The organism is Streptomyces sp. NPDC002643 (assembly GCF_053592555.1).
This window is the reverse complement of record NZ_JBSFVY010000073.1, coordinates 1-12442: the sequence shown is the minus strand read 5'-3', so window position 1 is coordinate 12442 and position 12442 is coordinate 1. Positions and strand designations below refer to the sequence as shown.

The window sequence follows — 12442 nt, the reverse complement described above, 5'->3', positions numbered from 1 at the left end:
CGCTCGAACAGTTCCCACAACTCATCCGGCACCATGCGCTCGACCATCACCACACGGGCAGACTACCCAGCGCGCCAAATGAGACGACGTCTTAGAGACGGAGTTCGCTCGTCCCGGTTCCGTCCGGGTCGAGTGGCAGCTTTACGAACTCGACACGGGGGAGCTGGTGCGCTGCCCGCCCAAAGACGACAGCTACCGCACCATCGACGCGATGGACTGGCTGTCGACCCTGGTCGCTAACCACGTTGCCCGCACGAAGCCGAAGCCCTGCGCCTGCCACGGCAGGACCTACGTGTTCCGCGGACAGGGCGCGGCCCGCACTGGCGGCCACCAAGGCGCGAAGCTCGTCGATGTCGCGCGCCGTGCCGAAGTCTCCACGGGCACGGTGTCCAACGTCCTCAACCACCCCGACCACGTCACCGAAGCCAAGCGGGTCAGGGTGGAACAGGCCATCGCGGACCTAGGGTTCGTCCGGGGCGGCGCTGTCTCGGAGCACGCAGCTCACTGGCGCCGGAACGGCTTCGCGACCTGGCTATTCACCCCGGCGGTCTCCGGTTGGTACCCCAAGAAGGCACCGCAGCAGGCCCGCCCCGTACCGCTGCTCGGCGAGCCGTGGCCCGGCGTCCCGGCCCGAGGACGCGGCGCCAGCGACCGAGCCGACGCCTGCTGGCTCCCGATCGCCAAGGGCCTCACCCCGCATGGCCTCCGCCACACCCACCGGATCAAAACCGCGTTGTGTCATGGAGACACATTAGCTTCCCGATGATGGTTAGTGATCGCCTGGAGCCGGACGTGATGCCGCGTTCGCCGAGGGCTCACTCGTGGACGGAGCACTGCATGCGCAACAAGGAGACCGCCGAGCAGCCCAAGGGCATGACGCGAGAAGAGCTACTGGCCCTGCCCGCCGCCGTTGACCTCGACACCGGCAACCGGGCGCTGGGGCTGGGCCGGAGCAAGGGTTACGAGCTGGCCAAGCGCGGCGAGTACCCGTGCAAGGTCCTGCGGCTGGGCAAGGCGTACCGCGTCGTGACCGCCGACCTGTTGAACCTGCTCGGCCTGGCCGCGTGACGGCCCGAGCCCATAGCAGACGCTTCTGTGCTGAGCTGACACAGAAACGCTGGACTGTGTCGGGGCGTGGACGTACTGTCCGTGTTCCCTCGCCCCGGCCAAGGAAGCGAGAAAGCCCCCGGCGCGCCAACGCCGGAGGCTCCGCACACTCCACTGCCCGCATTCCAACGAACGACCTGCGTGAGTCGGGCCTGCATGCCCGACGTCACCGGATAGGGAGCTGCCCTGTGCAACCTACGACACCCGAGCCCTATTCCGCACCCGGCAAAGCGGCATGGCCGACGGTCGCCGTGCCCGGCAGGCCCGGCCACGCGCCCGAAGCCGCCCCGGCGGCCGACGAGCGGGCGCCGGATACGGTCCCCCGGTGGACCAGCCCGCCGAAGAGGCGGTGCCGGACCCGGAGCCGACGTACGGCTCCGAGGTGCTGAACGAACTGCGTGCCCAGATAGCCCAGTTCGTGATCCTGCCCTCCCCGCAGGCGCTGGACGCGGTCACGCTGTGGGTGGCGGCGACGCACCTGCAGCCCGCGTGGCAGCACGCCCCACGCCTGGCGGTCGTCGGGCCGGCGAAGCGGTGCGGCAAGTCACGGCTCCTGGACGTGCTCACCGAGACGGTCCACGAGCCGATGCTCACCATCAACACCACACCGGCGGCGGTCTTCCGGTCCATCACGGACGAGCCGCCAACCCTGCTGGTGGACGAGGCCGACACCATCTTCGGCACGCCCAAGCAGGCGGAGAAGAACGAGGAGATGCGCGGCCTGCTCAACGCCGGCCACCAGCGCAACCGCTACGTCACCCGCGTCGTCGGCAACGACCACACGCCCCACCGGTTCGCCACCTTCGCCATGGCAGCCCTCGCGGGAATCGGCGACCTCCCCGACACGATCATGGACCGGTCCGTGGTCATCCGCATGCGCCGCCGAGCCGAGGGCGAGAGCGTCAAGCCCTTCCGCTCCCGCCGCGACACCCCAGCCCTCCACGACCTGCGCGACCGCATCGCCGCATGGGCCCGCCCGATGCTCGACGAGGCCGCCGACATGGAACCGGCGATGCCGGTGGAGGACCGCGCCGCCGACACATGGGAGCCCTCGGTGATCGTCGCCGACCTCGCCGCCGGGCCCTGGCCCCGCCTCGCCCGCGCGGCGTGCGCGCAGATGGTCACCGACGAGGCGCAGGCCGAGGAGGAGCATCCCAGCTCAGCGCGGATCCTGGCCGACACTGCTGAGCGGCTTCGGCATCAAGTCCGGCAACGTCCGCCTCGCCGACGGAACCCAGCGCAAGGGCTACACGCGCAACAAATTCCTCGACGCGTGGCGCCGCTACTGCCCGACCGTCCACCCGGTCGACGCCGAGCCCGCCCGCAGCGAGGGCTGAGACCCCACCCCCGGTTGCCGTCCTTGCCGTCCCTGCCGTAACCCCGCAGGTCAAACGGCATACGGGCAGGACGGCAGCCGGGACCAAGACGGCAACACGATCATGACCGCCGTGCTGCCCAAAGGGATGTTGCCCGCATCCGTCTTGTGCCGTCCAGGGCGTCCCCGCCGTATCACCGCAGGTCACAGCATATGCGGCCGGGACGGCAAGACGGATCCAATCCGTCCACGGCCACCGGACCGCAGCACCCGCCGCCCGTGCGTTCCTCAGGACGCGCCGGCGTTGCCGGGACGGAACACCGACCCTCCTGCCGTACCGGCCCTGAACTGCGCTTGCAACGGCCAAGACGGACCACGCCACCACCCCAGGAGAGCCCCGCTTGACCACCCGCTCCACACCCACCCACCGGGACCACGTCCTGGCGAAGGAGGGCCGATGACGACCAAGCAAGCTGCCGAGCGGTACGCGCTCATCGCGGCGGGAGTCGTCATCGTGGCCCTCACCGCCGGCGGGTTCTGGCTGTCGTACGCACACCTCGCAGAGGTCGCCGGACAGCACGGCCTCAAGAACTCCCCGGTCCGCCAGTGGGCCTGGCCCGCGACCCTGGACGCCTTCATCGTCGCGGGCGAACTCCTCATGCTCCGTGCGGGTCTGCGCCGCGTCGCCGACGGCTGGGCCATCGCCCTCACCGCCACCGGATCGGTCGGCTCCATCGCCCTTAACGTGGCCGGGGTCAGCGGCACGGGCAACGCCAGCTCCGTGCCCCTGCTCGACTATGTGGTCGCCGCGGTTCCCCCGACCGCCGCGCTGCTGGCCTTCGGTGTCCTGATGCGGCAGATCCACCAGCTCGTCGCCGACCCAACCGACGTCACCGAACGCCACAACGGTCTCCCGGAGCCAGCGGGTCTCGACGTGGCGGACGGTCAGGCCGAGGTGGCTCGGGGGTCTGCCGAGGTGGCGCAGGGCGCCGCCACTGTGGCGGAACCCCCGCAGTCTTCCGCCGGGCCGGAAGACCAGAAGCCCAGCGCTGTGTCCGACGAGTACCTCGCGATCGCCCGTACCGCGCCACTGGGACGCGGAGACCGTGTCTCGCGCCGCCACATCGAAGCGACGATCCGCGGCAAGGGCCTCCCTATCGGCAGGGCCGACGCGGAAAAGCTCAAGGACGTCCTGCAGGCCGAACTCGATGAGGCCGCCTCTCAACGGCAGGACGACCTCGACAAGACCCCCGCTGGCGCTTCCTGAGCCCCCGCAACCGCTCCCATCGCTCGTCCCCGCGCAGGTCAGCGCGGGGACGAGCGACCGCACCGCAACGAGTCAACCCGACATCGCCGCTCCGCCCGGCCTTGCCCTGAACAGGTATGGGACGAGTTCGACCGGTCACTGACCGATCATCAACACCCCACGGAGAACCACCCCATGAGCAACCAGCGCCACGAACCACCCTCGCACCAGCAGGAGATGACCACCACTCCAGCCACAACCGCGCCAGCAAGGTATCCCGCTGGACCGTCCAAGGACGGCCGCAACGGGGAAGCCTCCGCCCTGGGGGTGGCGGAGGACCTCGGGCACCAGGGGGCACCCGAGGAGGAACAGTCCGCCGACACCGCCGCCGCACAGCTGCCGCGCGCCGCCGAAGCCGCCGCGCTGCACCGTGTCGCCCGACGCCGCAAGCCCGACCCGAACGGCCAGCGCAAGGAGCGTGTCGACGCCCGCTACAGCCTCGACGAGAAGACCGAGATCCTCGCCATGGCGCGGTCTTTGAACATCGCCGGCGCCCACTACGTCGGCGCTGTCGTCATGACACACGTCCAGGGCGACCTCGCCCTGCCCGGCCAGCGCACCCCGCTCGACGACTACATCGACGAGCTGACCGCCCTGCGCCGCGAGGTCGCCGCCATCGGCCACAACATCAACCAGATCGCCAAGAAGCTCAACTCCGGCGGTCGTCCACAGCCCGTGGACACCGCCGTCCTGGCCCAGGGCGAACGCACCCTGACCGCGGTCGGCACCACGGTGCGCCACATCGCCACAGCCGCGAACCAGGCCGTCGCCAAGAAGGCGGCCCGATGATCGCGAAGATCCGCAGCGGCAAGGAAACCGCCGGACTGATCCGGTACCTGTTCGACACGAAGAAGGCCAAGGACCACACCGACCCCCATCTGGTCGCCTCCTGGGACGGCTTCGCCCCCGACCCCGGCCGCGCCGACGACTTCGACGCCACCAGGAGGCTCCTCGTGGCCGACCTGGACCTGCACGTCAAGCAGGCCCGACGGCTCGGCCGCGCTCCCGAGAAGCACGTGTGGCACTGCTCGATCCGCGCCGCCGAGACTGACCGCATCCTCAGCGACGAGGAGTGGGCCGACATCGCCCGCCGGGTGGTGGCGGCCACCGGCATAGCACCGGACGGTGATCCGGACGGATGCCGATGGGTCGCCGTCCGCCACGCCCCCGACCACATCCACATCGCCGCCACCAAGGTCCGGGCGGATCTGCGCACCGCCCGCCACTGGAACGACTACCTCACCGCCGACCGTGAACTCGCCGCCATCAAGAAGGAATACGGCCTGCTCCAAGTCGTACGCGGCGACCGCACCGCCGCGAAGCGGACCACCCGTGCCGAGCAGGAGAAGGCCCGCCGCGCCGGCCACGCGAAGCCCGCCCGCGAACGGCTGCGCGCCACCGTGCGCACCGCCGTGGCCGCCGCCACCAGCGTGGAGGAGTTCGTCCACCTGCTCAGCCACATCGACGGCGTGCTCGTCGAGGTCGTCTACTTCCCCTCGGGTGACGTGCGCGGCTACAAGGTCGCCAGCGAAGACACCACCACCGCCGACAACGAGCCCGTCTCGTTCTCCGGCTCCGAACTCGCCCCGGACCTCTCCTGCCCCAAGATCCAAAAGCGCCTGGAGAACATCGACCCACAGCCCGCCGGGAAGCCAGGCCGACGCAGGCCCAACCCCTGGCACCAGGCCACCGCCGCCGCCGAACGCATCCCCACCACCTCGACCAGACCGACGACGAAGCCTCCCAAGCCCACCTCGCCGCCTTCGGCGAAGCCCTCGACGCCCTCCCCCTCCTCGCACCCCAGCCCCTGCGCCCCCAACTCCGAGAAACAGCGACCGCGTTCGAGCGCGCCACCCGCTCCCGCATCCGGGCCGAACACCACCACACCCGCGCCCTGCGCGCCGCAGTACGCGCCATGCTCCGAGAGCCCGCCCCCAAGGACGGCGCCGCCCTGGCAATGTTCCTCGACGCCGCGATCCTCGTGGTCATTGCCGCTGCCCGCTGGCACCAGCTCCGCCAACACGACCAGCAGGTCGCCGCCGCCCAGCAGACACTGCTCCACCTCCAGGCCGCCTACGACCAAGCAGCCGCCGCACCCCTGGCCGCCCTCGCGCAGCGCCAGCCACCCCAGCAGGCCGTGGAACGGCAGATCCGCCGCCTACGCCAGGCCGTGCCCGAGCATGCGGAGCAGATCATCGAAGACCCCGCTTTCGCGGCTCTCACCACCGCCCTCGCCGAGGCAGAAGCAGCAGGACACGACCCGGAACGGCTCCTCCAACAGGTTGCCGACCAGCGCGCCCTGAACGACGCCCGCCGCCCCGCACGAGTCCTGACCTGGCGCATCCAACGCCTCAGCGAAAGGCCGGCACCCAGCGCACAAGCCCGCGCAGCACAAGCCCACAACCCAGCCTGGGCCGACAGCACAGCACAGCGCCCCGACGCTCCACAGCACACGGCAGCAGCCGCCCCGGCCCCGCAGCCGTCACAGGCACGGCGGCGCTGATCACGACCGCACGGACGGCCTGAGTGTGTCCCGTCCCGATTCACGTTCCCTTCCGGGCACCCCTTTGACCTGCCCGACAGCCCGGACGCGAGAGCCCGCGCCAACGACCGGCGCGGGCTCTCGTCGAAGTCTGATGTGGGCCGTCACGCTGAAGCGCGTGCCAGGCCAGGCCGTCCGCTGCCTGCCTCCACCCCGTCGCGATCATGCCCCGCACACGAGAAGCCCCTGCTGATCGAACAGGGACTCCCTTTGCCGCAACGCACTCATACTTCTGGTGTCGCGATCCATCCGGCAGGTTCGTCGGCGGACCTTGCTCAGGTGACCGTGACCTTGATCGTGTGCCAGCCGGTTGCCCCGTCGGGAAGCGGCTTGTGCGCCCGCCCTGTCTGCACCTGGCCGGTGTGGTCGGTGGCGCGTACTTGCAGCCGGTGCTTGCCGGGCGTCGCCTGCCACGGCCAGCTCCATTGCCGCCAGGTGTCCACCGACGGTACGGCCGCGAGTGTTGCCTGCTGCCATGGTCCGTCATCCACGCGGACCTCGACCGCGCTCACCCCATGATGCTGTGCCCACGCCACTCCGGCCACCATGACCAGACCCCGCTCCAGCCGCCTGCCCGCGGTCGGTGTGTCGATCCGCGACTGTGTCTTCACCGGGGCCAGCGCCGCGTAATCCCGCCGTACCCAATAGGCACTGAAGTCCGAAAAGCTGCTCAGTTCCAGCTCCGTCAGCCACTTCGTCGCTGAAACGTATCCGTACAGCCCGGGCACCACCATGCGGACCGGGAACCCGTGTTCGACCGGCAGTGGCTCCCCGTTCATGCCGACCGCCAGCAACGCGTCCCGCCCGTCACGCAACGCCGCCGTCGGCGTACCGGCCGTATAGCCGTCCACGGAACGGCTCACCACCTGGTCCGCCCCGTCGTCCGGCTCGACTTCGTCCAGCAGATCCTTGATCGGCACCCCCAGCCACCGCGCGTTGCCGACCAGCTCGCCGCCGACCTCGTTGGACACACATGTCAGTGTGATGTACCGCTCCACCATCGGCCGTGCCAGCAGTTGCTCGTACGTCAGCGTCAGCGGCCGTTTCACCCGGCCATGAATCCTCAGCCGCCAGTCCTTCGGTTCCATCTGGGGCACCGTCAACGCGGTGTCGATCCGGTAGAAGTCCGCGTTCGCGGTGACGAACTTCGTCACTCCGGGCACGCCGGCGGAGACCTTGGCGGGCAAGGGCGGTGCCGGGCTCGACGGGGACGGAAGAACCACCGCGGCCCGGGCCGCGGCCACACGCTGCGCCCAGAGCCGGCGTCCGCCCGGTACGGCCACCGCGGCCGCGCCGATCGCCCCGTACGCCAGCACGAGAAACCGTCTCCGGGACGGTGGCTGTCCCCCGCCGTCCCCCACCGGGACGCCGGCATCCGACGACGGCAGGCGGACGCCCCGCACGGAGGCGGGAACTTCCCGTGCCGTCCCGTCCCCGTCCGGGCCGTTGTCGTCGCCCAGGTCCCGCGCCGATTCCGCCGCGCGGCGCGGCAGGGTGCGGCGCAGCAGTACCAGCAGGCATGCGGCGGCCAGTGCGCCGGCCACCGACGGCAGCGGGTACGCCCAGGTGGCGCTGGAGCGGGTCGCTGACGCGAGTACGCCGATCATCCCGAACACAGCGACCCCGGCCAGCCCGTACCCGAGCCGGCGCATGGCCATGACACCGATGAGCGCGGCGAAGACCGCCAGCACCAGCACGATTCCCGCCTGCAGAGCCAGCTTGTCGTACGTGTAGAACACCGCGACCGCGAACTCCTTGACGGGAGTCGGCGCGGCGTCCACGGCGACGCCACCCACCGCCACGAGGGGCGCCGAGGGCCCGCCCGTCGCGGCCGCCACCAGCTCACCGACGCCCAGGGCAAGCGCGGTGGCCGCGACGCCGGCGAGCTCGCCGTACCACTGCTTGGGCGGTCGTTCCGGTGCCGGCCGACCTGCCTCCTGAGCCTCCGCGTCGGCGCCGGACAGCTGTTCGGCGCTCATCGGCCGAGCCGACGTCGCCGGGCGATGCCGACACCCAGGACAACCAGACCCACGAGCGCCACGATCGGCCCGACGACCGCCCACAGCGTCACACCGCTCATCGCCGAGCCCTTCATGACGTCGATTCCCTGCAAGGTCCAGATCACGCCGAAAAAGGTCAGCAGCACGCCGAGGACGAGGACGGGCCAGTTCTTCTTCATGGGGTACCTCCAGATACGGAGCCGGGGTTCTCGACAACGAGCGTGACGGTTGTGTGGCCGCCGCCGCGACCACGCTTGGTTGGACCCCGTTGTCCACCGATCGACGTACGCACGGCTCCACCGGTGTGTGGACGCTCCCCGGCGCCGCGCCGGGCACCTTGGACATGGGCGCTCGTAGACTGGCGGCCGGACCATGGCGAGCGAAGGCGGGCAGGAGATGGCAGTGCGCGGCACCGTCGACTTCGGGTTCCGCTTCCGCGTCGGATGGCATGTCCTCGTCGGCGCCGTCGCGACACCTCTCGCCGTCGCCATCGCGGCCGACGTCACCGTGGCGCTCGGCCAGCGCATGCTCGCCCTCATCACGCTCGCCGTCATCGTCGCCTGGTACGCGCTGGTCGCTCCGCGGGCCATGGAGAACCGCGACGAGCGTTGGGGCGCGGTCTATTTCGCCGCTCTGGCGGTCGCGTTCCCGCTCCTGCTCGCCATCGCCCCGATCGGGGGCGCACTGCTGTTCGCGCTCTGCCCGCAGCTGTTCGTGATGGTCGCGAGGTGGCGCGTACGCCTGCCACTGCTGTCGATCCTCTACGCCGAACTCGCCTGGGCCATGCTGGCGAGGGCCGGCGTCAACCGCTACACGCTGGCGATGGCCGGTGTGACCGTTCTCGTACCCATGACGGTGACGATCCTTGTGGGCGCCTATCTGACCGGCATCCGCGAGCAGAACCGCAAACGGGCCGAGCTGATCGAGGAACTGACCCGGACCCGGGCCGCACTGGAACGCGCGAGCCACGAGGCCGGCGTCCATGCCGAACGCGAACGCCTGGCCGCCGAGATCCACGACACCCTGGCACAGGGCTTCACCAGCATCCTCATGCTCGCCCAGGCCACGCGGACGAACCTGTTCCGTGATGCGACAGCCGCCGACGGCCAGCTCGACATCCTGGAGAAGACCGCCCGCGAGAACCTCGCGGAGGCACGCTCGCTGATCGCTGCGCTGGCCCCGGTCGATCTGACCGGCCGCGGTCTCGCGGACGCGCTGGACCGGCTCGCCGCCCGGCACACCCGCGACACGGGTACACACGTCGAGGTGTCGATCGCCGGCGAGCGGTCCGGCGCGCCCACCGGCACCGACATCGCCCTGCTCCGCACCGCGCAGGAGGCCCTGGCCAATATCGGCAAGCATGCCGACGCCACGAAAGTACGGATCGAACTGCGCCACGACAACGGCCTCGTGGCACTGGCGGTGACCGATGACGGCCAGGGCTTCGACCCGGCCACCATCCGGGGTGGATACGGCCTGCTCGGCATTCGCACCCGCGCCGCCGGCCTCGGCGGAACCTGCACGGTGCGATCGGCTCCCGGCCAAGGCACCACGGTGCGGGTCGAGCTGCCGCTGCCCCCGGCCGAGCAGGCGCCGCGCAGCCTGCAGCCGGCGCACGATCTCGGCCCCACACCCGACCACTGAGCGGGCGGAACCAGTTCGATGACTGTCCACATCCTGATCGTCGACGACCATCCCGTCGTACGCTTCGGCCTCCGCGGCATGCTTGAGGCCTACGACGACCTGCGGGTCGTCGGCGAGGCCGGCTCCGGCGACGAGGCGATCGTCCTCGCCGCCGCGACGCGCCCGCACGTCGTCCTGATGGACCTGCGAATGCCGGGGACCGACGGCGCCACCGCGACGGCCCGCATCCGCCAGGAGCACCCCGGCATCCGCGTACTCGTACTGACCACCTACGAGGGCGACGCCGACATCCTGCCGGCGATCGAGGCCGGCGCCACCGGGTACCTGCTCAAGGACACCCCGATCGGCACACTGACCGACGCCATCCGGTCGGCCGCCCGCGGCGAAACCGTCCTCGCCCCGCCAGTGGCCGCCCGGCTGGTGACCCGCATACAGACACCGTCCGGGGAGCAGTTGACCCCCCGCGAGGTCCAGGTACTCGGCCTCGTCGCACGCGGTCTGTCCAACAGCGAGATCGGTCGGCAGTTGTACATCGGCGAAGCGACGGTGAAGACGCACCTACTGCGAACGTTCGTCAAGCTGGGCGTCAACGACCGCACCGCAGCGGTCACCGTCGCCCTCTCCCAGGGCATCCTCACCTCACCGCACCAGTGAGCTCACTCAGTGAATGCCGATCCCGCCGCCCCAGCCTCGGGCTGAGCGTTCACTCAGTGAACGCCGAATCCGCGGCCTCAGACTCGGGCTGAGCCCCGCCTCCCCCGGTGACCGTCCCTGCCGTGATCCCGCAAGTCACACGGCATGCGAACGGGATGGGGGCCGGGGGCAAGACGGCAACGCGATCATGAAGAGCGCGCTGCCACCAGCCGGACGCTGCCCGGAACCGTCTTGTGTCGTCCCGGGCGTCCTCGCCGTATCGCCGCAGGTCGCCGCGCATGTGACCGGGACGGCAAGACGGATGCGATCCGTCCACGGCTACCGAAGCGCAGCCCCACCGCCCGTGCGTGCCCCAAGTCGCGTCAGCGCCGCCAGGACGGAACACCAGCCCTCCTGCCGTACCGGCCCTGACCTGCGCTTGCAACGGCCAAGACGGCAAAGACGGACCACGCCACCACCCCAGGAGAACCCGCTTGACCACCCTCTCCACGCCCACCCATCGGGACCATCGTCCTGACGAAGGACAACCGATGATGACCAAGCAGGCGGCCGAGCGGTACGTGCTCATCGCGGCGGGTGTTGTCATCGTGGCGCTCACCGCCGGCGGGTTCTGGCTGTCGTACGCGCACCTCGCTCAGGTCGCCGGACAGCACGGCCTCAAGAGCTCCCCGGCCCGCCAGTGGGCCCGGCCGGCGACCCTGGACGCGTTCATCGTCGCGGGTGAACTGCTCATGCTCCGCGCGGGCCTGCGCCGGGTGACCGACTGGCGGGTGATCACCCTCACCGCCATCGGATCGGTCGGCTCCATTGCCCTCAACATGGCCGGGGTCAGCGGCACGGGCAACGCCAGCGCCGTGCCCCTGCTCGAACACCCACCGCCCGCCGCAGCCACCCCAGCACCCCGTGGCACCAAGCCGCCGACGCCCTCGACACCCTGCACACCGAGCTGGCCGACGACACCCACGCCCAGGCCCGCATCACCGCCCTCGGCGAACTCCTCGAAGCCTCTGCCCAGAAGGCACCCGCCCATCTGCAGGCCGAACTCCAAGCCGCCTCCAAGGCGTTCGCCCGAGCCCAGCGGTCCCAGGTACGGGCGGAAGACCGAGCTGCCCTCGCCCTGCGCAGCGCGGCACGCGACATCGTCCACACCGCCACCGGCCCCGACGGCAGCGCCTTGGCCGCCTTGATCGCAGCCCTCGTCTGGGCCGCCATCGTCGCCGGGCGTTGGCACGAAGCGAAGAACCACGCCCATCAGGCCGACGCCGCCCGCCAGGCCGTGCAGCACCTCCAGACGGCCGCCGATCGCGTCCTTGCCCCGATGCTCGCCGAAATCACAGCCCGGCCGTCCAGGGAGCAGGCCCGCCGCGTTCTGGCCAGCGACGTACGAGCGGCCGTCCCCGACCACGCCGAGCGAATCCTCGCCGACCCGGCGTGGCCCGCGCTCGCCACCGTCCTCGCTGACGCCGAAGCCCGCGGGCATCAACCCCACCGACTCCTCAAGGAAGCCGCTGCCCAGCGCGAGCTGACCACCGCACGACAGCCCGCCCGCGTCCTGATCACCCGCATCCAGCACACCAGCCGGAACCCGGCACCCAACCGCCGCGCCGAAGCTGCCCGCCTGCAGTCGACCATGGCAGGCTGCCGGTTTGCGCGACATGACGATCGTCTGCGAGGCGCTCTAGCCCGTCAATCGACTTGCTGCAAACTCGCGCAATCTTCTTGGGGGTTGAGAGACCGCCGTCCTACGGTCGTCTCCAAACCCGAGCAACCAAGGGAAGTCGGGACCTGTCCCCGGGTGGTGGACACCTCTGAGCCCGGCCCCGGTAGGGGCCGGGGAGGAGGGATCTCTTATGGTGATGAAGGTCTACTCGCCC

7 protein-coding genes and 5 pseudogenes are annotated in these 12442 nt (G+C 70.6%); 10 read left to right on the top strand and 2 right to left on the bottom strand.

The genetic code is table 11. The features are described from left to right. Window positions 1–91: 91 nt before the first annotated feature. The 6 genes and pseudogenes from ACWD4G_RS45330 to ACWD4G_RS45305 form a co-directional block, all read left to right on the top strand. Window positions 92–721 (top strand): annotated as a pseudogene (locus ACWD4G_RS45330) (LacI family DNA-binding transcriptional regulator); the annotation flags it as partial. Window positions 722–837: 116 nt separating this feature from the next. Further along, window positions 838–1068 carry a hypothetical protein gene (locus ACWD4G_RS45325; RefSeq protein ID WP_266541479.1) on the top strand — a complete coding sequence of 77 codons (231 nt, stop codon included), beginning with the start codon at window positions 838–840 and terminating at the stop codon, window positions 1066–1068. Between the two features lie 227 nt (window positions 1069–1295). Further along, window positions 1296–2444, top strand: a pseudogene (locus ACWD4G_RS45320) (DUF3631 domain-containing protein). Window positions 2445–2879: 435 nt separating this feature from the next. Then, window positions 2880–3689 (top strand): DUF2637 domain-containing protein, encoded by an 810-nt coding sequence (locus tag ACWD4G_RS45315; protein ID WP_451304558.1) that lies wholly within the window; start codon window positions 2880–2882, stop codon window positions 3687–3689. Between the two features lie 174 nt (window positions 3690–3863). Then, entirely contained in the window at window positions 3864–4517 is a 654-nt protein-coding gene (locus ACWD4G_RS45310) for a MobC family plasmid mobilization relaxosome protein (protein WP_451304556.1), read from the top strand. Further along, a pseudogene (locus tag ACWD4G_RS45305) lies at window positions 4514–6231 on the top strand (relaxase/mobilization nuclease domain-containing protein). The gene ACWD4G_RS45310 and the pseudogene ACWD4G_RS45305 overlap by 4 nt, the downstream one beginning before the upstream one ends. Window positions 6232–6545: 314 nt before the next feature. On the opposite strand, the gene ACWD4G_RS45300 reads toward ACWD4G_RS45305, so the two are convergent. Both ACWD4G_RS45300 and ACWD4G_RS45295 read right to left on the bottom strand, forming a co-directional pair. Further along, complete coding sequence (locus ACWD4G_RS45300; RefSeq protein ID WP_451304554.1) at window positions 6546–8249, bottom strand: molybdopterin-dependent oxidoreductase; 1704 nt, start codon at window positions 8247–8249, stop codon at window positions 6546–6548. Continuing rightward, a complete protein-coding gene (locus tag ACWD4G_RS45295) occupies window positions 8246–8449 on the bottom strand; it encodes a hypothetical protein (RefSeq protein WP_451304552.1) in 204 nt (67 codons plus the stop codon). The genes ACWD4G_RS45300 and ACWD4G_RS45295 overlap by 4 nt, the downstream gene beginning before the upstream one ends. Window positions 8450–8642: 193 nt before the next feature. Between ACWD4G_RS45295 and ACWD4G_RS45290 the strand changes: the two genes are divergently transcribed. From ACWD4G_RS45290 to ACWD4G_RS45275, 4 genes and pseudogenes are all read left to right on the top strand, one after another. Next, entirely contained in the window at window positions 8643–9914 is a 1272-nt protein-coding gene (locus tag ACWD4G_RS45290; RefSeq protein ID WP_451304550.1) for a sensor histidine kinase, read from the top strand. Between the two features lie 18 nt (window positions 9915–9932). Further along, window positions 9933–10568 carry a response regulator gene (locus tag ACWD4G_RS45285; RefSeq protein WP_451304548.1) on the top strand — a complete coding sequence of 212 codons (636 nt, stop codon included), beginning with the start codon at window positions 9933–9935 and terminating at the stop codon, window positions 10566–10568. Between the two features lie 530 nt (window positions 10569–11098). Beyond that, window positions 11099–11458, top strand: a pseudogene (locus tag ACWD4G_RS45280) (DUF2637 domain-containing protein); the annotation flags it as partial. Next, window positions 11428–12204: pseudogene (locus ACWD4G_RS45275) on the top strand (mobilization protein); the annotation flags it as partial. The pseudogenes ACWD4G_RS45280 and ACWD4G_RS45275, both read left to right, overlap by 31 nt. Window positions 12205–12442 lie beyond the last annotated feature (238 nt).

Excerpts from the sequence above, each read along its gene's own strand:
- ACWD4G_RS45290 (WP_451304550.1), top strand. The coding sequence starts at position 8,643 with ATGGCGAGCGAAGGCGGGCAGGAGATGGCAGTGCGCGGCACCGTCGAC.
- ACWD4G_RS45295 (WP_451304552.1), bottom strand. The coding sequence starts at position 8,449 with ATGAAGAAGAACTGGCCCGTCCTCGTCCTCGGCGTGCTGCTGACCTTT.
- ACWD4G_RS45300 (WP_451304554.1), bottom strand. The coding sequence starts at position 8,249 with ATGAGCGCCGAACAGCTGTCCGGCGCCGACGCGGAGGCTCAGGAGGCA.
- ACWD4G_RS45315 (WP_451304558.1), top strand. The coding sequence starts at position 2,880 with ATGACGACCAAGCAAGCTGCCGAGCGGTACGCGCTCATCGCGGCGGGA.
- ACWD4G_RS45285 (WP_451304548.1), top strand. The coding sequence starts at position 9,933 with ATGACTGTCCACATCCTGATCGTCGACGACCATCCCGTCGTACGCTTC.
- ACWD4G_RS45325 (WP_266541479.1), top strand. The coding sequence starts at position 838 with ATGCGCAACAAGGAGACCGCCGAGCAGCCCAAGGGCATGACGCGAGAA.
- ACWD4G_RS45310 (WP_451304556.1), top strand. The coding sequence starts at position 3,864 with ATGAGCAACCAGCGCCACGAACCACCCTCGCACCAGCAGGAGATGACC.